This window comes from Stenotrophomonas sp. yr243 (assembly GCF_900184195.1).
Lineage (GTDB): Bacteria > Pseudomonadota > Gammaproteobacteria > Xanthomonadales > Xanthomonadaceae > Stenotrophomonas > Stenotrophomonas lactitubi.
In genome coordinates this window covers 269,877-292,037 of record NZ_FXWT01000001.1, presented here as the reverse complement: position 1 = coordinate 292,037, position 22,161 = coordinate 269,877, and the positions used below count along the sequence as shown (strand labels likewise).

Annotated in this window: 22 protein-coding genes and 1 tRNA gene; 19 read left to right on the top strand and 4 right to left on the bottom strand. The window is 64.5% G+C overall.

Annotated features, from left to right (window positions below; translation table 11 throughout):
- Positions 1–41 precede the first annotated feature (41 nt).
- The 12 genes from QOL57_RS01245 (at position 42) to QOL57_RS01190 (ending at position 11,881) form a co-directional block, all read left to right on the top strand.
- Positions 42–539, top strand: a complete 498-nt coding sequence (locus QOL57_RS01245) for a phage tail tube protein (RefSeq protein WP_089240758.1) — start codon at positions 42–44, stop codon at positions 537–539.
- A gap of 62 nt (positions 540–601) precedes the next feature.
- Positions 602–991: a phage tail assembly chaperone family protein, TAC gene (locus tag QOL57_RS01240; RefSeq protein WP_089240760.1), complete on the top strand. Its 390-nt coding sequence runs from the start codon at positions 602–604 to the stop codon at positions 989–991.
- 32 nt (positions 992–1,023) lie between these two features.
- Positions 1,024–1,230 (top strand): hypothetical protein, encoded by a 207-nt coding sequence (locus QOL57_RS01235; protein WP_089240762.1) that lies wholly within the window; start codon positions 1,024–1,026, stop codon positions 1,228–1,230.
- A gap of 17 nt (positions 1,231–1,247) precedes the next feature.
- On the top strand, positions 1,248–3,404 hold the full coding sequence (locus tag QOL57_RS01230) for a hypothetical protein (protein WP_089240764.1): 2,157 nt from the start codon (positions 1,248–1,250) through the stop codon (positions 3,402–3,404).
- Positions 3,397–3,732, top strand: a complete 336-nt coding sequence (locus QOL57_RS01225) for a phage tail protein (RefSeq protein ID WP_089240766.1) — start codon at positions 3,397–3,399, stop codon at positions 3,730–3,732. The genes QOL57_RS01230 and QOL57_RS01225 overlap by 8 nt, the downstream gene beginning before the upstream one ends.
- A 9-nt stretch (positions 3,733–3,741) precedes the next feature.
- Positions 3,742–4,551, top strand: coding sequence for a hypothetical protein (locus tag QOL57_RS01220; RefSeq protein ID WP_141134264.1), 810 nt, complete (start codon positions 3,742–3,744; stop codon positions 4,549–4,551).
- Between the two features lie 2 nt (positions 4,552–4,553).
- Entirely contained in the window at positions 4,554–5,033 is a 480-nt protein-coding gene (locus QOL57_RS01215; protein WP_141134265.1) for a hypothetical protein, read from the top strand.
- Complete coding sequence (locus QOL57_RS01210; protein ID WP_089240770.1) at positions 5,030–5,725, top strand: phage minor tail protein L; 696 nt, start codon at positions 5,030–5,032, stop codon at positions 5,723–5,725. Before QOL57_RS01215 ends, QOL57_RS01210 begins: the two co-directional genes overlap by 4 nt.
- Positions 5,726–6,096: 371 nt before the next feature.
- Complete coding sequence (locus tag QOL57_RS01205; RefSeq protein ID WP_089240774.1) at positions 6,097–6,837, top strand: C40 family peptidase; 741 nt, start codon at positions 6,097–6,099, stop codon at positions 6,835–6,837.
- Complete coding sequence (locus QOL57_RS01200) at positions 6,830–7,420, top strand: tail assembly protein (protein WP_089240776.1); 591 nt, start codon at positions 6,830–6,832, stop codon at positions 7,418–7,420. Before QOL57_RS01205 ends, QOL57_RS01200 begins: the two co-directional genes overlap by 8 nt.
- Positions 7,417–10,884 carry a DUF1983 domain-containing protein gene (locus QOL57_RS01195; protein ID WP_244900808.1) on the top strand — a complete coding sequence of 1,156 codons (3,468 nt, stop codon included), beginning with the start codon at positions 7,417–7,419 and terminating at the stop codon, positions 10,882–10,884. Before QOL57_RS01200 ends, QOL57_RS01195 begins: the two co-directional genes overlap by 4 nt.
- Before the next feature lie 292 nt (positions 10,885–11,176).
- Complete coding sequence (locus QOL57_RS01190; protein WP_089240779.1) at positions 11,177–11,881, top strand: hypothetical protein; 705 nt, start codon at positions 11,177–11,179, stop codon at positions 11,879–11,881.
- On the opposite strand, the gene QOL57_RS01185 is transcribed toward QOL57_RS01190, so the two are convergent.
- Together QOL57_RS01185 and QOL57_RS01180 are read right to left on the bottom strand one after the other, a co-directional pair.
- Positions 11,868–12,320, bottom strand: coding sequence for a hypothetical protein (locus QOL57_RS01185; RefSeq protein ID WP_089240781.1), 453 nt, complete (start codon positions 12,318–12,320; stop codon positions 11,868–11,870). The genes QOL57_RS01190 and QOL57_RS01185 overlap by 14 nt on opposite strands.
- 104 nt (positions 12,321–12,424) lie before the next feature.
- Positions 12,425–13,090 (bottom strand): SOS response-associated peptidase, encoded by a 666-nt coding sequence (locus tag QOL57_RS01180; RefSeq protein ID WP_089240783.1) that lies wholly within the window; start codon positions 13,088–13,090, stop codon positions 12,425–12,427.
- Between the two features lie 324 nt (positions 13,091–13,414).
- Here QOL57_RS01180 and QOL57_RS01175 point away from each other — a divergent pair, with 324 nt between their 5' ends.
- From QOL57_RS01175 to QOL57_RS01165, 3 genes are all read left to right on the top strand, one after another.
- Positions 13,415–13,924, top strand: a complete 510-nt coding sequence (locus QOL57_RS01175) for a hypothetical protein (protein ID WP_089240785.1) — start codon at positions 13,415–13,417, stop codon at positions 13,922–13,924.
- A gap of 9 nt (positions 13,925–13,933) precedes the next feature.
- Positions 13,934–14,037: transfer RNA gene (locus QOL57_RS01170), tRNA-Ser, on the top strand.
- Positions 14,038–14,193: 156 nt separating this feature from the next.
- On the top strand, positions 14,194–14,547 hold the full coding sequence (locus QOL57_RS01165) for an N-acetyltransferase (RefSeq protein ID WP_342351571.1): 354 nt from the start codon (positions 14,194–14,196) through the stop codon (positions 14,545–14,547).
- Positions 14,548–14,809: 262 nt separating this feature from the next.
- On the opposite strand, the gene QOL57_RS01160 is transcribed toward QOL57_RS01165, so the two are convergent.
- A complete protein-coding gene (locus tag QOL57_RS01160; protein WP_089240789.1) occupies positions 14,810–15,169 on the bottom strand; it encodes a response regulator in 360 nt (119 codons plus the stop codon).
- Positions 15,159–16,292, bottom strand: coding sequence for a PAS domain-containing sensor histidine kinase (locus QOL57_RS01155; protein WP_089241288.1), 1,134 nt, complete (start codon positions 16,290–16,292; stop codon positions 15,159–15,161). The genes QOL57_RS01160 and QOL57_RS01155 overlap by 11 nt, the downstream gene beginning before the upstream one ends.
- A gap of 178 nt (positions 16,293–16,470) precedes the next feature.
- Here QOL57_RS01155 and QOL57_RS01150 point away from each other — a divergent pair, with 178 nt between their 5' ends.
- Genes QOL57_RS01150 through QOL57_RS01135 form a run of 4 tightly spaced genes read left to right on the top strand, consistent with a single transcriptional unit; the run spans position 16,471 to position 22,101 of the window.
- Positions 16,471–19,569: a response regulator gene (locus tag QOL57_RS01150; RefSeq protein WP_089240791.1), complete on the top strand. Its 3,099-nt coding sequence runs from the start codon at positions 16,471–16,473 to the stop codon at positions 19,567–19,569.
- Positions 19,566–20,390 (top strand): CheR family methyltransferase, encoded by an 825-nt coding sequence (locus QOL57_RS01145; protein ID WP_089240793.1) that lies wholly within the window; start codon positions 19,566–19,568, stop codon positions 20,388–20,390. Before QOL57_RS01150 ends, QOL57_RS01145 begins: the two co-directional genes overlap by 4 nt.
- The gene (locus QOL57_RS01140; RefSeq protein ID WP_089240795.1) at positions 20,390–20,965 is read left to right on the top strand and encodes a chemotaxis protein CheB; all 576 of its coding nucleotides are present in this window, start codon (positions 20,390–20,392) and stop codon (positions 20,963–20,965) included. Before QOL57_RS01145 ends, QOL57_RS01140 begins: the two co-directional genes overlap by 1 nt.
- A complete protein-coding gene (locus QOL57_RS01135; RefSeq protein ID WP_089240797.1) occupies positions 20,962–22,101 on the top strand; it encodes a hybrid sensor histidine kinase/response regulator in 1,140 nt (379 codons plus the stop codon). The genes QOL57_RS01140 and QOL57_RS01135 overlap by 4 nt, the downstream gene beginning before the upstream one ends.
- Positions 22,102–22,161: the final 60 nt, after the last annotated feature.

The window sequence follows — 22,161 nt, the reverse complement described above, 5'->3', positions numbered from 1 at the left end:
CCGTAATGCCGCCCTCGTGCGGCCCTTCAGAGGAAACTGCCATGACCGAGGGCGTCGTCAAGACCCAGGGCACCCATCTGTTCTTCGTCAACCCGAATGCGGCCGGCGGCCCGGCGATCGTGAAGTTCGCCTGCCCGACAGGAGCATCCGGTTTGGGCGGAGCTGCCGACCAGATCGAATCCACCTGCTTGGATGCAACGGTGGACAAGGAGTACCAGCGAGGCCTGGGCAACCCGGGCCAGGTGTCCATCCCGTTCAACTACATCCCCAGCGACGCATCGCACGACGCGCTGTTCAAACTGAAGGACACCGGCGAGAACGTAAGCTGGTACATCGGCCTGAGCGACGGCACCGCAACGCCCACGCTCGACAGCGAAGACGAACTGGTCCCGCCGCTGGCCACTGCCCGCTCCGGCTTCCTGTTCAACGGCTACATCTCCGACGTGAACATCGACATCGCCACCAACGAGATCGTGCGAGGCACGGTCACCGTGCAGCGCAGCGGCGGCGTCACCCGCTACGGCAAGCCGCTGTCCTGATCCCATCCAAGTGCCCGGCGCCCCAGCGGCGCCGTGGCGCAACATCCCTACGGAAGCGCCCCATGACTGAGACCACCAACACCGCAGAACCGCTGCTGGACCCCTCGCTTTTCATCTCCGAAGACGTGCATCGGCGCGAGGTGAAGCTTGCCGACGGCCGCAAGCACACCTTTTACATCCGCGAGCAGGATGCTGGAGTCCTGCGCGCCTTCTTCGCCGGGCAGGCCAGCGACGATTCGGACAAGCAGGCAGATTCAATGGCGCGTCTGATCGCAAAAGCAATCTGCGACCCGGAAGGTAAGCAAGCCCTGTCGCTGGTGGACGCCAAGCGCTTGAAGTTCGCTGTCCAGATTGCACTGACCAAGGCGATCAGCGAGGTGCACAGTTACCAGGGAAAGGAGAGCTTGCCCGCCGAGGAAGCGGAGAGTGGTTCCGATACCAGCTCGCTCTGAGCCTCGGGAAGACCCTCGGCGAGATCGACGCGATGCCGGCCGCTGAACTGAACGGTTGGCGTGCCTTCTACGAGCTGTATCCATTCGACGATCTGCATCGGTTCCACCGCCCGGCTGCAGTGCTCAGTACCGCTTTCGGCGGCAAGTACGAAAGCATCATCGGTTTCCTCGCCCCGAGCCCTGACGACCCGGTTCTGAGCGACGCCGATCGCGATGTATCCAAGGCCCTCGGCTTCTAACCTGACTGGACCACACCATGGCCACTGCCGGCTCAATCGTTGTCGACCTACTGATGCGCACGGGGTCGTTCGAGACCGACACCAATCGCGCGTCCAAGCAGATGAAAAAGCTTGGCAAGGATGCTGGCGACACTGCCGCTGACATTGGACGCGCCTTCGGCTTGATTGGCGGCACCGTTGCTGGCGGCCTGGCCACGGCGGGAACAGCCGTGCTGGGCTGGACCCGGCAGCTGGTAGATGCATCGGCGGAACTGGAGAAGTTCTCCCGCCTGTCTGGAAGCAACGAGCAAGTGTTCCAGCGCATGGCCGCCGGCGCGGCCACCGTTGGAATCCAGCAGGACAAGCTGGCCGACATCTTCAAGGATACCCAGGACAAGCTGGGTGACTTCTTGCAGACCGGCGGCGGCGCAATGAAGGACTTCTTCGAGCAGATCGCGCCGCGCATCGGCTTGACCGCGAAGGAGCTGCAGCACCTGAGCGGCCCGGAAGTCCTGCAGCGCTACTACACCGCTCTGGAGCAGGCAGGCGCCAGCCAGGCAGAGATGGTCTTCTACATGGAGGCGATCGCCAGCGACTCGTCGATGCTGGCGCCGCTGCTGGCGCGTAACGGCGAGGGCTTCCGGAAGTGGGGCGATGAGGCGCAGCGCTTGGGCGCGGTGCTCGACGCCGACACCCTGAAGGCTATGAAGGAGGTGAAGGAACAGTCCAACCTGATCCAGCTTGCGTTCCAGGGCCTGAAGAATGAGGTCGCGGCCGAGCTGCTGCCGCAGTTCAAGGAGCTGACAGCGTTCCTGGGCTCGGACCAGACGAAGAGCGCGTTCGTCTCGATCACGAAGTGGGTGGGCGACCTGGCCGCCGAGATGGCCAACGGCGCCGTGCTGATTGTCAATTTCATCGACAAGGCCAACCAGCTACGAAAGCTGGACGCGGGTGGAATGGTCGGCGATGCCGGCGAAGATGCCCTGAACACCCAGATGGCGCGGCTGACCGACCAGATCAACTACTCCAAGAAGAACACCTCAGGCTTGTTCGGCCTGCCGCTGACCGACGGGCAGGAGGAAGCGCGCCTGAAGCGCATCAATGACCTTGAAGCCAAACGGCTCGACATCCAGAGGGAACTGACAAAGCGGTACAGGTCGGAGGCCGCCGGCGAGAGCTTCAAGGGGGTGACGGGTTCGGTCGACAGCACAGCGCGCATTCCGGGGAGCGGCCCTGCTGCGGGGGCTGGTGCCGCTGGTGCATCGGATCGCCGTGCGGGTGCCTTGACCAAGGAAAAGTCGCTGCTGGAGCAGATCCAGGAGGACTACGAAGCGCTGTACGGCGCCGGCAGCAGCCGTGCGGATGACCAGATCGCAAAGCTGGAACGCGAGATCGCCCTGCATGGTGACCTGAGCGAATCGGCAAAGCTGAACTACGACATTCAGACCAACGCGTTTGGGGCGCTGAGCGAAGCGCAGGCGGAGGTGCTCCGCAACCTGGCCGCGGTGAAGGACGCACAGGACGATTTCGCTGCGCTCTACGGAGACGGCTTGCAAGACCTGGCCAGCAAGACCCAAGAAGCGAACAGCCAGATGAGCGTCTTTGCCGACCAGGCTGCCCGCAACATGCAGGACGCCTTCGCCGACTTCCTGTTCGATCCGTTCTCCGAAGGCCTTGGCGGCATGGTTCAGGGGTTCGCCAAGGCCCTGCAGAAGATGGCCGCACAGGCAGCTGCTTCGCAGATCTTCAAGATGATTGGCAGCTGGGCCAGCAGCTACAGCGGCGCCGGCGCGGGCTGGGTCAACGCGATCGGCTCGGCCATTGGCTCGTCAGGTGGCCGCGCCGGCGGCGGCCCGGTAGCGGCAGGAAGCATGTATCGCGTGGGCGAGGGCGGTCGTCCGGAGCTGTTCGACCAGGGCGGAAAGACGTACCTGATTCCCGGCGATGCCGGCTCGGTCCGGCCCATCACCGCAGGGCTCCCTGCATCGTCGATGCCCGGTGGCGGCGGACCCACGAACCAGTTCAACACCACCCTGAACGTCACGTCTGAGGGCACCAGCACCAGCCAGCAGGGTAGCGGTGACGAAGAGGGGCAGCAGATCCAGAGGGCGTTCCTGGCAATGATCAATCAGTGGGCCGTGCAGCAGTCCCGCCCGGGCGGTCTCTTCCACCAGATGAGCGTGCGAAATGGCTGAGGTATTCACCTGGTGCGTGCGCACCGAGATCACCGGCACCGGCGACTTCCGCACGCGCGCTGCTCAGTTCGGCGACGGCTACCGACAGACCGCTGCCGATGGCCTGAACAACGAGACCCAGCAGTGGCCGATCTCCATCGTTGGCCGCGAGTCGAAGGTCGGGCCCGCGCTGGCCTTCCTGCGTGCGCGGAAGGGCGCGGTGTCCTTCCTCTGGACGCCGCCGCTCGGTGCGCAGGGCCTGTACCTCTGCGAGACCTACACCATCACCCCGCATGGCAATGGCGTCTACACGCTCAATGCCACGTTCGAACAGACGTTCCAGCCGTAAGGGATCACCATGGTACGCCAAATAATCGACACAACTACTGACCATGGGGCCTACAAGGGTGACCCGGCAAAGCTGGCATTTGACAAGTCGAATGCGAACTTCGAAGAACTGTATGCGTTGATGCTGGGGCTGGCGTCAGTCGGCGGCGACAACATGCTTATCAATTGCGGTCTACCTATCAATCATCGTGGCTTTGTTGGTGGTGCGCTTGCGGCCGGAGCGTATGGATATGACCGGTGGAAGGCTGGGGCAGGAGGCTGCAACGTCTCAATAAACGCCGCCACCGGCGTCTACACGCATACCAGCGGTCCTCTGCAGCAGGTGGTCGAATCCCCGCAAATGGCTTGGGGGTTGCCGTTAACGATCAGCGTAGAGAACCCAAGTGGATCTATCGCCGTAAGCGTGGGGGGAGCGAGCGGGACCATATCGGCTGGATCCGGTCGCAGAGGAGTGACGCTCACTCCGACCGGTAGCGGAAACATGATCGTTCAACTGACGGCATCCGGTGTCACTTACTCCCGACCGAAATTAGAGCGGGGAAGCTCTTCCACAGCTTTCGAGCCGCGCCCAGTTGGCGCTGAATTGATGCTCTGCTATCGGTTCTATGAGCCCTTGGCGTTCATTGCTACATCAGACGGTGCGTTCTTCAAGAACGTTCTCTACAAGGTGCCAAAACGTGCAGTTCCAGCGTTGACGGTAGTTTCGGGGAGCATTGCCCCGGCTACGCTGAATGCCCGTGGCAGTACGCTGTTCTTCACTATGGACGGCGGCTCGAGCGCTTCTGGGCAGGTTACTGTAGTTGCTGATTCGGAGCTTTAGCCATGTACCAACTGACGAATGATCCCGATCAGATCATGTGCTTGGACACTGGAGCATTGATTCCTCGCGGCCACCGACTTTGGAATGACTATGCCGCGTACCTAGATGCCGGCAACACCGCGCTTCCTGTGCCAACACCCTATGAGATTCACAGCCCCGAGCACTATCGGTTCATCCGAAGTGCGGCTTGGGCCTGGATGACAGCCTGGGTAGTTGATCGGCGCTATGACAGCATTGAGAGCTGCTGCAGCTACTTCAGCAGCAGCGTGGAGCGATATCGTTCGGAAGCGCGGGCGATGGTGGCATGGCGTGATGCCGTGAACCTTGCGCTTGAACAGCTGGTTACCAATCCGCCGACCGGCATTGAGACGTGGGATCAGGTGCGTGCCTTGCTTCCACAGCCAGAGGCGTATGCGTGGCCGGGGGCGGTGGAACTCCCACTGGATGCTGGTGAATCGGCTCCACCGGTGACGCTGGAATGATCACCGCCGATGCCCAGCAACTCGAACCCGGCGGCCGCATTACCCTGTTCGAGCTGGATGCCAGCAGCTTCGGTGCTGACCAGCTGTTCTTCCACGCGCACCTGCAATCGGGCGTGATCTGGTGGCAAGGGCAAGAGTATGGCCCGTGGCCGATCGAGGCGACCGGCTTCGCGCGCACCAGTGATCAGCCGCCGAACCCTAGGCTGAAGGTGAGCAACATCGATGGCCGTATCACGGCCCTGTGCCTCCTGTTCGATGATCTGGTGGGTGCACGTGTCATCCGCCGGCAGACGCTGGCCAAGTACCTGGATGCGGCGAACTTCGCCGAGGGCAATCCGACGGCTGACCCCAACGAGCACTTCCTGGACGAGATCTGGTTCATCGAGCGCAAGGTGGCCGAGGACAAGCAGACGGTCGAGTTCGAGCTGACCACGGCCATCGACCTCAATGGCGAGCAGCTTCCCGGCCGGCAGGTCATCGCTGGCGTCTGCGGCTGGTTGATCCGTGGGGGCTACCGCGGCCCCTACTGCGGCTACAACGGTCCGGCCGTGGCCGATGCCAACGACGTGCCGACCACTGACCCATCGCGCGACCAATGCGGGGGCAGGGTAGGCAGCTGCAAGATGCGCTTCGGCGCAGACAAACCGCTGCCCTACGGCGGATTCCCTGCCGCCGGCCTGCTGCGCACGTAGAATCGGGACGAGCAACGGCTAACCGCGAGGCGGAATCCGCTTCGTCGAACCCTTGTCCGGTGCATTTACGGAGAGAATGGCGTGGAGAATCAAGACGAGCTGAATCGCATTAGCGACCTCGCAGCCCAGTTGCGCAGCATCGCGAGCGAGGCTGGGCCAATGCACCCTCTGTGGGACAGGATATTTGACATGGAGTCGTTCGCGCGTGGGCAGCAACCCCAGGTGCAAGCCACGGCCCAGCAGTGGATATCGGAAGCCGGGGAGATCCTTCGGAAACAGGCTCATACCCGAAGCTAGTCGCTTCACTATCGATCAATCAAAAACACCTACAAGGCCCGCCGTGTGCGGGCCTTTTCTATGGGCGACACCCAATGCAAAAGACCACTCTTCACGCCATCCAGGCGCACGCCGTGGCCGAGTACCCGCGCGAGTGCTGCGGCCTGATCGTGGCCGGTGCTGGTGGCGAGGCCTACCTGCCGTGCCGCAATGTGGCGTCCACGCCCAGCGAGCACTTCCGGCTGCCGGCGGAGGACTATGCCGATGCTGAGGACGTGGGCGAGGTGCTGGCCGTCGTGCACAGCCACCCCAACGCGCCGGCCACCGCATCGGACGCCGATCGCGTCATGTGTGAGGCCAGCGGCCTGCCGTGGCACATCGTCAGCGTGGGCCAGGTCACCGGTGCCGATCCCGAGTGCGGCGACCTGCAGACCATCCAGCCCATCGGCTACGTCGCGCCACTGGTGGGCCGGCAGTTCGCCCACGGCATCCTCGATTGCTACACGCTGGTGCGGGACTTCTACGACCGCGAGATGGGCATCGCCCTCAACCAGTACGACCGCGACGATGACTGGTGGGAGAAAGGGCAGGATCTCTACAGCCTGGACCGGCTCCGCGCCGAGGGTTTCGACCTGATCGAGGGCGAGCCGCAGCGCGGCGACATGGTGTTGATGCAGATCCGTTCACCGGTGCCGAACCACGCCGGCGTCTACCTCGGCGAGGGCCAGATGCTGCACCACATGCACGGCCGCCTGTCGGAGGAGATCACCTACGGCGGCATGTGGGCCGAGCGCACCCGCTACATCGTCCGCCACAAGGAGGCAGTCCGTGTCTGAGCGCCTGCGCACCGTCCGCCTGTACGGCCAGCTGGGCAGCCGCTTCGGCCGCTCTTTCCGGCTGGCTGTGAACAGTCCTGCCGAGGCTGTGCGCGCGCTGTGCGCGATCCTGCCGGGCTTCCATCAGTACCTGGCCCGTGCGAAGGAGAACGGCATGGCCTTCGCAGTCTTCGTCGGCAAGCAGAACCTGACGAAGGATCAGCTGCAGGACCCTCCAGGGAGCGAGGACATCCGCATTGCGCCGGTGCTGCTCGGAAGTAAGCGCGGAGGAGTGCTCCAGACCATCATCGGCGTGGTGCTGATCGTCATTTCGTACGTGTTTCCGGTAACCGCGCCATACCTGCTGCAGCCCGGTATCGCCATGGTCATCGGCGGCGTGGTGCAGATGCTTGGGCCGCAGCCGAAGGGCTTGGGATCGCAGGATAGTCCCGATAACCGTCCGAACTACAGCATGAACGGGACCGTCAACACCCAGGCGCAAGGCAATCCGGTGCCAGTGGCCTATGGCGGCCATGACACCAAGGGCATGCTGACTGGTTCCGCAGTCATCAGTGGTGGCATCATGGCGGAGGACCAGCTTTGAACCTTCCCGTCGCAACTCCGATCGCGAATGCCGTGCAGTTGGCCGGCGCCGGCGGCAAGAGTGGCAGCAACGGCCGCACGCCGGTGGAGACCCCGGACAGCCTGCACTCGATGGCCGTGGCCAGGATCATCGACCTGGTCAGCGAGGGCGAAATACGTGGCTTGGTCGCCGGCAATCAGTCGATCTACCTCAATCAGGTTCCGATCCAGAACCCGGATGGTGGGCTGAACTTCGCTGGCGTCACCGTCGATACCCGATCCGGAACGCAGGACCAGGAGTACATCCCCGGCTTCCCCTCGGTTGAGAACGAGATCGGGGTGAATGTCGAGCTGCGCAGCGACCAGCCTATCGTGCGCACCGTGAGCGGCTCTGACCTGTCAGCATTTCGCATCCGGCTGGCTGTGCCTGCGCTGCAAAAGGTCGACGAAGAGAACGGCGACCGCAACGGCTACTCCATCGACTATGCAGTGGATCTATCTGTCGACGGCGGCGCCTATACGACCGTACTCAATGATTCGATCACCGGAAAGACCACGACGCAATATGAGCGCAGCCGCCGCATTGACCTGCCGACCGGCTCGCAGTGGCAGATCCGCATTCGCCGACTGACCCCGAACCAGAACAACTCTCTGATCTCGGACACGGTGAACGTGCTGTCGATGACCGAGATCATCGATGTGAAGCTGCGCTACCCGAACTGCGCTCTGGCCGCAGTGCAGGTCGACGCAAGCGCCTTCCAGAGCGTGCCGTCACGCTCTTATCGGATATGGGGCCGCATCGTCCGAGTGCCCAGCAATTACGATCCCATAGGGCGGACGTACAGCGGCGTGTGGGACGGGACCTTCAAGTCGGCATGGACGAACAACCCCGCATGGGCGTTCTTCGACATCGTCACGAACGACCGTTTCGGTCTCGGCAATCGCATCCCCCTGGACTGGGTCGATAAGTGGCGGCTGTACCAGATTGCCCAATACTGCGATCAGCTCGTCAGCGACGGGCAGGGTGGTCAGGAGCCACGGTTCACCTGCAGCTTGTATCTCCAGACGCGAGCGGACGCGTACAAAGTGGTGCAGGACATGGCCAGCATGTTCCGCGGCATCAGCTTCTACGCTGCGGGGCAGGTCATGGCTTCGGCGGACATGCCCAAGGATCCAGGCGCCACCTACAGCCCGGCAAACGTGGTCGATGGTCAGTTCCGCTACGAGGGCAGCGGCAGGAAGGCGCGGCATACCGTCGCGCTGGTGTCGTGGACCGACCCCGACGACTTCGGCCGGCAAAAGGTCGAGCCGGTGCAGCATCTGGATGGCATCGCACGGTACGGTGTGAACCAGACCGAGGTGACTGCTATCGGCTGCCATTCTCGCGGTCAGGCACAGCGCATTGGCAACCACATTCTATTTACCGAGAACCTCGAAACGGAGACGATCCGGTTCGCCGTCGGCCTTGATTCTCTGAACTGCATGCCTGGTGACGTGATCCAGGTGTCCGATCCGAACCGGGCAGGCCGTCGCAACGCTGGTCGCGTCCGGGCCGCCAGTGCCAACAGTCTGACGCTGGACCTTGTGCCGGACACCATGGAAGTCGGGGATACGCTGCGCGCCACGCTCCCCAACGGCAGGACGGAGGCGCGGACGGTCAATAGCGTCAATGCATCGACAGGCGTCGTCACCGTATCGGCCCCGTGGAGCGCTGTGCCGGTTCCGCAGTCTGTATGGGCCACGGAATCCAGTGACCTGGTGCTGCAGCTGTTCCGTGTGATCGGCATCGAGGAAGGCGAGGGGCTGACCTTCAATGTGACGGCGCTGAAGCATGTCCCCGGGAAGTACGCCGCGATCGACGACGGCACCCGTCTGGAGCTGCCGCCGATCAGCATCATCCCGCCCAGCGTGCAGCCGCCGCCGACCAACGTGGCGCTGTCCTCGCACGTGGTGATCGAGCAGGGCATTGCCACGCCGACGCTGACCATCCAGTGGGACGCAGCGGACAAGGCCATCGCCTACGACGTGGAGTGGCGCCGAGACGACCTCAACTGGGTGCGCGCGGGCCGGGTGGCCACCACCAGCATCGAGGTGCCCGGCATCTATGCCGGCCAGTACCTCGCGCGCGTGCGGGCGGTGAATGCGCTCAATGCCGTGTCACTGCCGGCCATGAGTCCGCTGACCACGATCGCGGGCAAGACCGAGCCTCCGCCGGCGGTGACCTCGCTGACCGCAACGTCCATCGTGTTCGGCATCCGGCTGGCCTGGGCCTTCCCGCCCGGGGCGACGGACACGCAGCGCACCGAAATCTGGCGCAGCCCCAGCCCGAACCGCGAGACGGCTACGAAACTGGGCGACTATGCCTATCCGCAGAACCGGCTGGAACTGGACGGCCTGGCCGCCGGCGCCCGCTTCTTCTTCTGGGCGCGGCTGGTCGACCGCAGCGGCAACATCGGTCCTTGGTATCCGGAAGGAACCGGTGTGATGGGCGAGGCCAGCACCAACCAGTCCGACTACGACGCCTATTTCGCTGGCAAGATCAGCGAGAGCGCGCTGGGCCAGGCGCTGCGCGACAAGATTGACAGCATCGACCAGATCGTGCCGCTGATCTGGGACGCCGCTGCGACCTACGAGCCGGGTCAGACCGTGGTGCACAACGGGAAGATCTGGAGCTGGCAGGGAACCGAGCCCGGCAACGAGGAGCCGCCCGGCACGAACTGGCAGGACGTGGGCGATGCGATCGCGCAGGCCGGCGCCATTGTCGGCCGGGTGGATACGCTGGAACTGGAGATCAACGATCCGGAAACGGGTCTGCAGGCTATCGGGCAGAAGACCGAGGGCCTGTTCGTGCAGCTCGATGTGCAGGCCGCGGGCGATGAGGACTGGGGCGCCGGTGACGAAACCGTCTTTGCCGGGACCATGACCATCCAGACGGTGATCGCCGAGGGAGATTACGCCCAGGCGAAGCGGACAGACACTGTGCAGGCGCAGGTTGGACAGACCCAGGCTGCGGTCGAGCAGACCTCGCTGGCCGTGGTCGACCTCAACGGGAAGATCAGCGCTACCTATACCCTACGCGCGCAGGTCACCTCTGACGGCCGGATCTACGGCGCAGGCTTCGGCTTGGGCGTCGAGCAGCAGCCCGACGGCAGTTTCCAGAGCCAGGCGTTGTTCCAGGTGGACCGTTTCGCACTGATCAACATCGCCAACAATGTGACCACCGCACCATTCGTGGTGCAGGGCGGCCAGACCTTCATCAGCCAGGCGCTGATTGGCACCGGCTGGATCCAGAACGCGATGATCGGGGATGTGATCCAGTCCACGGCGGTCGGTGCTGGTGGGCAGCCGCGGTGGAAGCTGGACAAGAACGGCAGCCTGGTAATGAACGGTCCAGTGGGTAGCGGGTATCTGTCGATCAATGATCAGAACATCATCGTCCGAGCGGCCAACGGGCAGCCGCTCGTCGCCATGGGGGACAACATCTGATGGCGGCTGGCTTCAAGGTTTGGAACAACGATGGGTCGGTAAAGTTCGACCTGACAACCCGCTTGACCAGGTTGGTTGGCTCGATCGGAACCGGAACGCAGGACTCATTCATCGATGTGCCTACACAGGGGAACAACGTGTTCTTCTTCGCCGTTACGACGGATCCCAGCCGACCCACAATGGGCATGCCCAACGTAACAATCACCGTGTTGAGTCCCGCCGTATCTCGCCTGGCGTGGAACTTCACTGACAACACGCGTACTTCCTGCACTCTCTACTACGGGCTCTGGTGATGGCTGCTGGATTCAAAGTTTGGACCAACGGTGGCAGCGTTCTGACCATCGATCAGAACTATGAGAACCTCTCGCTGTATTCCTTTGGAAGCGGCGAGACCTCAGCAGCGAATGCTGAGGTCGCTTACGGTACTTACACCCTTCCGATCTCATTGCCTTCCGCTGCGATCCCTCAGTTGGCTCTGAGAACTCACGACCCCTCGAAGTACATTGGGATCGTTGGCCTTTCTATCAGCGGCAACGTCTACACCTTCCTGATTCGCACGCAGGGAGGTCCCGTCGCATTCGACTGGTATGTATTCAGTGTCCCTTCCTTCATCGTGTCGAGCACAAGGGGCTTGAAGCTCTGGCGCGAGAGTGATGGAAAGCTTGTCTTTGACTCCGGGATGAAATGGATGCGAGTCGCGGGCCAGCTGATCGGTGCGACCAACAACGTCCCGCTTGATCCATCGAGGACATACGCAATCGCGTTTGGCGGCGCTGGCATCCAGCAATCCCGGCAGTGGATCAATCAGCCAGAGGTGAACCCGGCAGAGATCGATCAGTACACCTACATTCCTGGTGCCCGCATCTACAACGGTGTATTCCAAGGGGAATCAATGATGGTGCACACCGTTATCTCGTCACCGGGCGTCCCCTCCGACATCGGCCTGATATCGTCGGGGGTAGGGGCTTACCTCGCGCTCGATATCACGGGCTACTAACGATTCGATCCTTGGTGCGACCCTCTTGGTAGCGGACCACATTGCCGAACGCTACATACCCACCTGGGCGTTTGAAGTTCTCGGCAGAAAAGCCGCGCTGGCTGCCCTCGTCGCTGGTGGTGGTGTGGAAGGTAATTCCCGTCGACGTGAACCCGGCCACAGTGTTGGCCAGGTCGATGTCGCACTTCTTCCAGGTGTTGCTGGTGCCCACGCGAATGCCGAACCGATTACCGGACTGACCAATGACGCCGCAGATGGAGACGCGACGCTCTTCCGTGACCTCGATCGCCTTGGTGCTGATGCGAGCGACAAACGCATCCATGGTCTCGCCCTGCGTCGACACTTCGTCGTACAGATGGGTTGGATCCTGCGTGGAGTCAGCGAGGGCATGGCCGGCGACGGCAACGGCCAGGGCTGCGACAAAGATCGATACGCGCATGACGCTCTCCTTGTGTTGTGCTGCGAACAAGGGAGAGGTTACGCCCAATCTGGGGCAGGCGCCTTATGGAAAACCGTTCGCGTTTGGCCGCCGCGAACGTGATCTCAGGCCACGGGCTGCAGCAGACCCTCGCGGTTGTTCCGGGGCGTGTTCACCGCGCGGCTGACGCGGTAGGCCTCCATGCCCGGCGTCTCGCTGGCCAGCAGCATGGCCATGGCATCGTCCGGGCTGGCGGCCATCCACTCATCGATCTGGCCGGCCTGCAGCCACACCGGCATGCGGTCGTGGATTTCGGCTGACACGCCGCTGCTGTCGCCGGTGATGATGGTGAAGGTGCCCAGGTTGCCGTCGGGCAGGAGGTGGCTGGTGTCCTCCCACAGGCCGGCGGCCAGCAGTGGACCGGTGGCATGGATGAACCACGGGTCCTTCTTCCCGTCCTCGGGGTTCACCGACCACTCGTAGTAGCCGGCCATGGGGATGACGCAGCGGCGCTTCTTGAACGCTGCCCGGAAGGCCGGCTTGGTGTCCACCGTCTCGATGCGGGCGTTGATGGTCGAGCCCTGCAGGCCCTTGGCCTTCGCCCAGAACGGCAGCAGCCCCCAAGCCAGCCGGGTGACCTGCCGGCCTTCGCCGCGGTCCAGGATGATCGACGCACGCTGCGTCGGCGCCAAGTTGTAGCAGGGCTGGATCTCGGCCAAGCCGGGGGCAAGGTCTGCCAGACCGGGCTGGCCAAAGTCGACAACGGGAACCTGGACGAATCGGCCGCACATGCCAGGAGCGTAGCCCGGCCGGCCGTGCCCGGGGCGTGTAGGGACAGCCCGACCCGACAGGGCGAGGTTGCCCGATGGCGCGGGTCGGGCAGAGCGGGCATCCTGACCTTACCGGATCCGGGGCCGCAGGCAGCTCAACTCGGGGGCGTTTGAGCAGCGCCGCGCCGGCACAGAGTCGAGTCAGACTCGACCCTGCAATTCGGGCAAATTGACGATTGCGTCAAATCGCCGATGCAGCGCTTAACAATTCCTTCGCCGAACGGTTCAGCCGGTGAACGATCCCTTGTCGCAGCCTTTGCGACCGCTGGCCGTATCCTTCCTGCCATGCTTCCCTCGCACGGCTACCAAGGCTTCCGCTCAGCACCACCACCCTCTGGCTGGGTCCAGATGGGCGACGGCTGGGTGCTGTGGTGGAGCGGTCGGCAGATCGTCCATGTCACGCCGGCAAAGGACGGCGGCGCGCGCGTGCACATGGATGCCAGGAAGATGTGGCAGACCAAGGACGTGCGCGCGGCCAGCATCCAGCAGGGCAAGCGCTACGCCGAGCGGTGGTGCGCGACCAGGCTCTACCCGGAGCTGAGACTGCGCCAAGCGGTGGCCAGGCTGGTGGACAGCACGCCGACCGAGCTGCCGCCGCCGATGCCCGGATTGCCACCCACCCCAGAGCAGCTGCAGCAGGCCCGGCGTTTGGCGGAGGCCGGCACGACGGAGCTGGAACGGGTCAAGGAAGCGCTGGAGCCGCGCAAGCCGCCGGCAGCGACGAAGCCCAGGGCGAGGGATCCGCAGAAGGCGCGGGTGAGGGCCGGTCTGCAGCAGATGCGCCGGGGCGTTTGAGCTAAAATGGACCCAAGCCGGTCCCATCCACCTTGTAAGACATTGATCTAACTATCAGTGGAAACCCCCTCCTAAGGGGAAGGTCGCCCGTTCGAATCGGGCCGGGGTCACCATCCACGTCGGGTGCATCGGCTCGTGCCCGCCACAATGCCGGCGCCATGGATCACGTTCTGCAGCCCGTCCCCCCTTCGCATTTCGCGGTCATCGCTGGCTGGCTCGACTCGCCAGGGGCGACCCTGCGCTGGGCTGGCCCCGGTGTGCCGTTTCCCTTGCCTTCCAACGTTTTTGCCGCTGCGTTGGCGTTGCCTACGCGCCCAGGCTGGACGCTGCTGGACGCCGACGGAACCTGCGTGGGCTTTGGCCAGTATTGGCAGGCGGCCCCTGGCAGCACCCACCTTGGGCGGATCATCGTGTCGCCGCAGGCACGTGGTCGTGGCCTGGGCCGGGTGCTGATGACGGCACTGTGCGCCGAAGCCGTTCGCCACGCCGTTGCAGTGCAACTGACGTTGAAGGTCTATCGGGACAATCCGGCGGCCGTTGCGCTGTACCGCGACCTTTGCTTCGTTGCCAGCGAAGACGCATCCACGCCGGAGCTTCTGTTCATGGCTCGCCGTACAACCTGAGCGGGAAAGGGCAGGGCTCTGCACTCCCGCTGCACATCCTGTGCACGCGCTGCTGCAAGCGGACTCGGCAGTCTGGGGCTGTCCCCATCGATTGCCCAGGAGCGCCTCCATGAATACACCCGGCACCCCCAAGCCTTCCTGGCGCCAGCGCAACGTGCTGCTGACCGTTGCCGCGGTGCTGCTGGTGATCGTGCTGATCCTGCTCTTCGTGCCCTGGTAGCAGCGCGGCGCGCCAGGCCATGCCTGGCGTCGCAGCGACGCCTCACTCCTGCTTGAGCAGCTCCACCAGTTGCCGCAACCGGTAAGGCTTGGGCAGGAATTCCACCTGCTCGGGCAACGGCGGCAACTGCGAGCGCGCGTAGCCGGAGGAAAGAATCATCCGCGCCTGCGGCTGGTCCCGCGCCACATGCTCGCTCAGCTCGATGCCGGACATGCCGTTGGGCATGCTGATGTCACTGAACACCACATCGAAACGCGCGCCACCCTGCAGCAGGGCGACTGCTTCCTGCGCATCCGCCGTGGTCGCCACGTCGATGCCGAAGTCACGCAGGGCCAGGCCGATCATCTCGCGCAGATCGGTCTGGTCCTCCACCATCAATACGCGGATCGGATCATCGGTCATGTGCGGGGTCCTCGGTTGCAGGGAGCAGCAGGCTGACCGTGGTGCCGACACCGGGCGTGGTGGACACATCAACGAAACCGCCACTCTGGGTGGTGAATCCGAACACCTGGCTCAGGCCCAGACCGCTGCCCTTGCCGATGTCCTTGGTGGTGAAGAAGGGCTCGGTCGCGCGCTCGGCGATGTCCGGGGCCATGCCATGGCCCTCATCGCAGACGCTCAACGTCACATAGGTCCGTTGCCGGGATGTGTCGGCGTCGGGGTCCATGCGGTGTTCCAGCGCGGTGGCGATCAGCACCCGGCCGCCCCCAACCGTGGCGTCCGCAGCGTTGCCTACCAGGTTGGTGAGCGCTGTCTGCAGCTGCACGGTGTCGCTGAGTATCGCAGGCAGGCCGGCAGCCAGCGCGGTTTCCAGGGTGACGCCGGCAGGGCAGGTGGCCTGCAGGGCGGGCAACCAGTCGCGGATCCGCGCATTGATGTCCAGCGTTTCGCGGATCAGGGTCTGCCCGGTGCTGAAGGCCAGCAGCTGCCGGGTCAGCAGTGCACCCCGGTCGCTGGCTGCCTGCGCGGTGGTGAGCAGGGCGTTGGCACGCTCATCGTCACCCATGCGCGCGGACAGCAGGTCCAGCGCATTGACGATGGTGGTCAGCAGGTTGTTGAACTCATGGGCAAGGCCGCGGCTGAGCTGGCCGACCGTCTCGAACTGCTGGGTCTGGCGCAGCGCCCGCTGGGCATCGCGCAGGAGCCGTTGCGCCTGCCACTGTTCAGTGATGTCGCGGGTGATCTTGACGAAGCCCACCAGTTCACCGTTCTCGAGCACCGATTCGATGACCACGCTCGCACGGAACGGAGACCCGTCACGGCGCACCCGCCAACCTTCGGCGGCGTGGTACCCGCTTTCCGCCGCCAGTCGCAGCAGGTGCTGCGGCTCGCCGGCATCGCGATCGGCCGGCAGGTAGAAGCGTCCAAAGTGGGTGCCGATGACTTCTTCCGACCGGTAGCCCTTGATGCGCTCGGCGCCGGGGTTCCAGCTGCAGACGATGCCATCGGGATCGAGCAGGTACAGCGCATGATCGCGCACGCTGTCGATCAGCAGTCGCAGCTGTCGGGAAGGGTCCGTCAGCACGGACGGCGTCGAAGCGGCAGCGACCACGATGAAATGCGTATTACCTGTGTGAGGCACGAGAACGTAGGCAGTGCAGTGTGAAGAAGGTGTGCACGCAACGCCCGTGCCATTGGTCGCATGCGGCTGAATGCGACACGGAGTAACATCAGCCCCCTTTTCCAATGTGGAACCGATCTGCATGCGTCCTGGTGCGACTACGCGTGACCGCTGGATCTGGATGACGTCGGCGGTACTGGTGGCGGCTACGGCCGCGCTGGAACTGGTGGTGCCGCTGGGCTACGCCGTTTGGCTGGCCTATTTCATGGCCATCGGCGTCACTGTGTTCCAGCGCAGCGCCCGGGTGCCGTTCGTGGTGGCCGTCAGCGCCTGCGTGCTGCTGGCGGTGGGCTACAACGTGGCGCCGGCCAGTACCAATTCGTCCTTCTCGTTCGTCAACCGGACCATCGGTGGCGCCGCTTTCCTGATGATCGCGCTGATCGCATCGCGTGCGATCCAGGCGCGGCGGGAGGCAATGCGCGCGCTGTGGTTGCAGGAAGCGGAGAACGCAGTCGCGCTCAGCCTGCGCGGTGAGCTGGGGCCGGAACAGATCGCCGAAGCGGCGGTGTCGACGCTGGCGACTCAGCTGGGGGCCGATGTCGGTGCCCTCTACCGGCTGGAAGGCGGTCGCCTGCAGCTGACCGGCGGACTGGCGTTGCCGACCGGCATCCCGGCGACGCTGGGCCTGCAGGAAGGCGTGGCAGGGCAGGTCGCCCGCGATCAGCTGGCGCGGCACCTGCAGGGTGACGAAGCGGCCCCCCTTGAGCTGCAGACCAGCCTGGGGCGCGTGCCTGTGCGCGAGCGCATCCTCGCCCCGGTCAGCAGTGACGGCGCGATTGTGGGCGTGCTTGAACTGGGCCGCGCAGCCATCGGTGCACAGCGTGCACTGGATGACGAGCTGCTGCAGCGCTGCGCCGAAACGATCGGCATGGCACTGCGTACCTCGATGCTGCGCGGGCAGCTTATGGTGCTGCTGGAGGAGTCGCAGCGCCAGGGCGAAGAGCTGCAGGCACAGCAGGAAGAACTGCGCGTGGCCAACGAAGAGCTGGAAGAGCAGAGCCGCAGCCTGATGCAGTCGCAGAGCCATCTGGAACAGCAGCAGGCCGAGCTTGAGCAGAGCAATGTGCAGTTGGAAGAGCGCACCCACGAGCTGGAGGCGCAGAAGCAGGCGCTGCTGGTCGCGCAGGGCCAGCTGGTGCGCAACAGCAACGAACTGGCTGCCACCTCACGCTACAAGTCCGAATTCCTGGCCAACATGTCGCACGAACTGCGCACACCGCTGAACAGTTCGCTGATCCTGGCCAAGCTGCTGGCGGACAACAAGGACGGCGCGCTCAGCGACGAGCAGGTCAAGTACGCCCGCGCCATCCTCTCCTCCAACAACGACCTGCTGGCGCTGATCAACGACATCCTCGATCTGTCGCGCATCGAAGCAGGGCACGTCGAACTGGCCGATGAAGTCGTGGTGGTCGACAGCGTGCTGCAGCGGCTGCGTGAGACCTTCGAGCCGATGGCGCGGCAGAAAGGCCTGGCGCTGCAGATCGAGGCCGATGGCCTGGCCCCCAGCCAGCTGGTGGCCGACAACCAGCGCCTGCAGCAGATCCTGAAGAATCTGCTGGCCAATGCGGTCAAGTTCACCGAGCATGGCAAGGTCAGCCTGCACGTTCGCAGCGGCGGCAATGGCCGGATCCGATTCGAGGTCTCCGACAGCGGCATCGGCATCGCACGCGATCAGTTGCAGCTGATCTTCGAGGCCTTCCGCCAGGCCGATGGCAGCACCCGCCGCCGTTACGGTGGCACCGGCCTGGGCCTGTCGATCTCGCGTGACCTCGCGGTACGCATGGGTGGTGACATCCAGGTGGACAGCGAGCCAGGCCGCGGCAGCTGCTTCATTCTTGAGCTGCCCCTGCAAGGCGCGCCGATGGCCGAGGCCGGCGGAGACACCGCAGTCGCCGCGCCCGAACAAAAGGCACCCGTCGCGCCGACGGCCCCTACGCCTGTTGCCCAGCGCTCCAGCGCCACTCCGGTCGCCGCGGTGGCCGATGACCGTGGCCGGCGCCACCACGCAGGGCGGTTGATCCTGGCCGTGGAAGATGATGCGGTCTTCGCCGAAGCACTGGTGACGCTGGCGCACGAACTCGATTTCGACTGCGTGGTAGCCACCACCGCCGAAGAGGCGTTGGCGCTGGCGGCGGAACTGCGCCCGAACGGCATCCTGCTGGATATCGGCCTGCCCGACGTCTCCGGCCTGACCGTGCTCGAACGGCTCAAGCGCAATCCCGATACCCGGCACATTCCGGTGCACGTGGTCTCCGGCATGGACCGCAGCCAGGTGGCGCGCGAGCTGGGCGCGATTGGTTTCGCGATCAAGCCGACCACGCGCGAGCGGTTGGTGGCAGCCATCGAGCAGCTTGAACAGACCAGCCAGCGCGACGTACGGCGCCTGCTGATCGTGGAGGACGACAACGACCTGCGCCGCAACCTGGAACTGCTGCTGGGCCGCGATCAGCTGCAGATCGCCGCTGTCGGCACGCTTGCCGCAGCGGTGGAACAGCTGAGCACGGTCACCTTCGACTGCATGGTGATGGATCTGTCGCTGCCCGACGGCAGTGGCTACGACCTGCTTGAGCACATGGCCGGCAACGATGATGTCGGCTTCCCGCCGGTCATCGTCTACACCGGCCGTGCCCTCAGCCGCGAGGAAGAGCAGCGCCTGCGCCGCTACTCCAAGAGCATCATCATCAAGGGCGCGCGTTCGCCCGAGCGCCTGCTCGACGAGGTGACGCTGTTCCTGCACAGCGTGGAGGCCAACCTGCCCAGCGACCAGCAGCGCCTGCTGCGCGAAGCGCGCCGCCGCGACACCGTGCTCGACGGACGCACCGTGCTGCTGGCCGAGGACGATGTGCGCAACATCTTCGCGCTGTCCAGCGTGCTGGAGCCGCTGGGGGTGACGCTGGAGATCGCCCGCAACGGCCAGGAGGCCGTTGATCGGCTGGCCCAGCGTGAGGTGGACCTGGTGCTGATGGACATCATGATGCCGGAGAAGGATGGCCTGCAGGCGATGCGCGAGATCCGCGCGCAGCGCCACCTGCAGGACCTGCCGATCATTGCGCTGACTGCCAAGGCCATGCCCGATGACCGTGAGCGCTGCCTGCAGGCCGGTGCCAACGACTACATCGCCAAGCCCATCGACGTGGACAAGCTGGTTTCGCTGTGCCGGGTCTGGTGCTCGCGGCAATGAACGAGCAGGCGCTGTTCGACCTGGAGCTGAAGGTGCTGCTGGAAGCGCTGTACCAGCGCTACCACTACGACTTCCGCAGTTACGCGGTGTCCTCGCTGCGCCGTCGCGTCAGCCAGGCCATGCAGCGTTACGAATGCGAACGCCTGTCGGACCTGCAGCATCGGCTGCTGCATGAGCCGGAGCTGTTCGCCCAGGCCATGCAGTTCTTCACCGTGCAGGTCTCGGAGATGTTCCGTGACCCGGAGTATTTCCGGCAGATGCGCGAACAGGTGGTGCCGGTGCTGCGCACCTACCCCTCGGTGAAGCTGTGGGTGGCCGGCTGCAGTACCGGCGAGGAAGTGTGGTCGCTGGCGATCCTGCTGCACGAGGAAGGCCTGCTCGAGCGCAGCATCGTCTACGCCACCGATATCAACCCCGCTGCACTGGCCACGGCCGAGGCCGGCGCCTACGGCATCGACCGCCTGGCCCAGTTCAGCCGGAACTACCTTGCCGCCGGCGGCACCGCTTCACTGTCGGACTATTACACCACCGCCTACGATGGCGCGGTCTTCGACCGCCAGTTGCGCCGCAACGTGGTGTTCGCCGATCACAGTCTGGCCACCGACACGGTGTTTTCGGAAGTGCACCTGGTGTCCTGCCGCAATGTGCTGATCTATTTCAACCGCGACCTGCAGGATCGGGCGGTGGGATTGTTCCGCGAAGCACTGGTGCATCGCGGCTTCCTCGGCCTGGGCAGCAAGGAGTCGCTGCAGTTCGGTCGCCATCACGATGCGTTCGAAGCCTGTTCGCGGGAGCACCGCCTGTACCGGAAGGTGGCCTGATGGTGGCGATGTCCCGCCCTGATGTGGTGGTGATCGGTGCATCGGCCGGTGGCGTGGCCGCCCTGCAGATCGTGCTTGGCGCGTTGCCGGCCACCCTGCCGGTGCCGGTACTGGTGGTGCTGCACCTGCCGCGCGACCGTTCCAGCCGCATCGCCGATGTGTTGGCACCGTACTGCACGTTGACCGTGCGCGAAGCGGAGGACAAGCAGCCGCTGCAGGCGGGAACGGTGACGTTCGCGCCGCCGGACTACCACCTGTTGGTGGAAGACAAGCAGGCAATCGCACTGTCGATGGACGATCCGGTGCTGTTCTCGCGGCCGGCCATCGATCCGCTGTTCGAATCCGCCGCAGCCGTGTTCGGCACGCGTGTGCTGGCGATCCTGCTGACCGGTGCCAGCAGCGATGGCAGTGATGGCGTAGCCGCGGTGCGCACCGCTGGTGGCCAGGCCTGGCTGCAATGCCCCGAGGAGGCCGAAGCATCGATGATGCCGGCCTCCGCCCTGCAGCATGCCGGCGCCGACGCCGTGCTGCCCCTTGAACTGATGTGTCGCCGCCTGAAGGAGTTGTTTGCATGAACCTGCTGCCGCCGGACCCTGCTCAGTCGCAGGCCCCGGTCAACCTGCTGATCGTCGACGACGTGCCGCAGAACCTGGTGGCCATGGAGGCGCTGCTGCGCCGCGAGGGCGTCAACCTGCTGCTGGCCGATTCCGGCGCCCAGGCGCTGGAACTGCTGCTGGAGCATGAGGTGGCGCTGGCGCTGCTGGACGTGCACATGCCGGAGATCGACGGCTTCATGCTGGCCGAGCTGATGCGCGGCTCGCAGCGCAGCCGCGACGTGCCGATCATCTTCCTGACCGCCTCGCCGGACGATCCGCACAGGGTCTTCAAGGGCTACGGGACCGGCGCGGTGGATTTCCTGCACAAGCCGGTGGCGCCGCAGGTGATCCTCAGCAAGGTCAATGTGTTCATCGAGCTCTACCAGCAGCGACAGCTGCTGAAGGCACGCAACGAGGCGCTGGAGCGCGCGTTGAAGCTCAACGAGACCATGGCCGCGGTGCTGACCCACGACCTGCGCACGCCGCTGTCGGCCATCCTGCTGTGTGCCGACAAGCTGTCGCTGGAGCTGCCGGCCGACAATGCCGGCGCGCAGCAGACACTGAGCTATCTGGAAGCCAGCACGCTGCGGATGGCGCGCATGGTCGAGCAGTTGCTAGACTTCTCGCGGATCCGCAGTGGTGGCCTGCGCCTGCAGACCGGTACCTGCGACCTGGCCGAGGTGACGCGTGCGGTGCTGGTGGAGGCCGGAGCCGGTCATCGGGCTGATCGCATCGCACTGGATGTGCGCGGTGATTCGACCTTGCAGGGCGACATGGATCGTTTGGGGCAGATCATCGCCAACCTGGTCGGCAACGCACTCACCCATGGCGCTGATGCAGTGGTGCAGGTGCAGGTCGATGGCGGCGATGCACGCGTGGTCGCGCTGCGCGTAAGCAACGCCGGCCATGTCGATGAAGCGTTGCTGCCGCGTTTGTTCGAGCCGTTCAAGGCAAGCTTCCACCAGAGCAACGGCTTGGGGCTGGGCCTGTACATCGTTGACCAGTTCGTGCGTGCCCATGGCGGGCAGTTGAGCGCGCGCAACGATGCCGGGCAGGTGGTGTTCGAGGCAGTGCTGCCTCGTCGCAGTGATGGACGCAGCCCGGTCGTTTCCTGAATTCTTCAGCTGGTGAGTGAGCGTACTGAGACGGACTCGTCCGCAACTGCTACCGTGGCA

Coding starts and splice junctions, on each gene's coding strand:
- QOL57_RS01245 (WP_089240758.1), top strand. CDS start 42: ATGACCGAGGGCGTCGTCAAGACCCAGGGCACCCATCTGTTCTTCGTC.
- QOL57_RS01240 (WP_089240760.1), top strand. CDS start 602: ATGACTGAGACCACCAACACCGCAGAACCGCTGCTGGACCCCTCGCTT.
- QOL57_RS01235 (WP_089240762.1), top strand. CDS start 1,024: ATGCCGGCCGCTGAACTGAACGGTTGGCGTGCCTTCTACGAGCTGTAT.
- QOL57_RS01230 (WP_089240764.1), top strand. CDS start 1,248: ATGGCCACTGCCGGCTCAATCGTTGTCGACCTACTGATGCGCACGGGG.
- QOL57_RS01225 (WP_089240766.1), top strand. CDS start 3,397: ATGGCTGAGGTATTCACCTGGTGCGTGCGCACCGAGATCACCGGCACC.
- QOL57_RS01220 (WP_141134264.1), top strand. CDS start 3,742: ATGGTACGCCAAATAATCGACACAACTACTGACCATGGGGCCTACAAG.
- QOL57_RS01215 (WP_141134265.1), top strand. CDS start 4,554: ATGTACCAACTGACGAATGATCCCGATCAGATCATGTGCTTGGACACT.
- QOL57_RS01210 (WP_089240770.1), top strand. CDS start 5,030: ATGATCACCGCCGATGCCCAGCAACTCGAACCCGGCGGCCGCATTACC.
- QOL57_RS01205 (WP_089240774.1), top strand. CDS start 6,097: ATGCAAAAGACCACTCTTCACGCCATCCAGGCGCACGCCGTGGCCGAG.
- QOL57_RS01190 (WP_089240779.1), top strand. CDS start 11,177: ATGGCTGCTGGATTCAAAGTTTGGACCAACGGTGGCAGCGTTCTGACC.
- QOL57_RS01185 (WP_089240781.1), bottom strand. CDS start 12,320: ATGCGCGTATCGATCTTTGTCGCAGCCCTGGCCGTTGCCGTCGCCGGC.
- QOL57_RS01180 (WP_089240783.1), bottom strand. CDS start 13,090: ATGTGCGGCCGATTCGTCCAGGTTCCCGTTGTCGACTTTGGCCAGCCC.
- QOL57_RS01175 (WP_089240785.1), top strand. CDS start 13,415: ATGCTTCCCTCGCACGGCTACCAAGGCTTCCGCTCAGCACCACCACCC.
- QOL57_RS01160 (WP_089240789.1), bottom strand. CDS start 15,169: ATGACCGATGATCCGATCCGCGTATTGATGGTGGAGGACCAGACCGAT.
- QOL57_RS01150 (WP_089240791.1), top strand. CDS start 16,471: ATGCGTCCTGGTGCGACTACGCGTGACCGCTGGATCTGGATGACGTCG.
- QOL57_RS01145 (WP_089240793.1), top strand. CDS start 19,566: ATGAACGAGCAGGCGCTGTTCGACCTGGAGCTGAAGGTGCTGCTGGAA.
- QOL57_RS01140 (WP_089240795.1), top strand. CDS start 20,390: ATGGTGGCGATGTCCCGCCCTGATGTGGTGGTGATCGGTGCATCGGCC.
- QOL57_RS01135 (WP_089240797.1), top strand. CDS start 20,962: ATGAACCTGCTGCCGCCGGACCCTGCTCAGTCGCAGGCCCCGGTCAAC.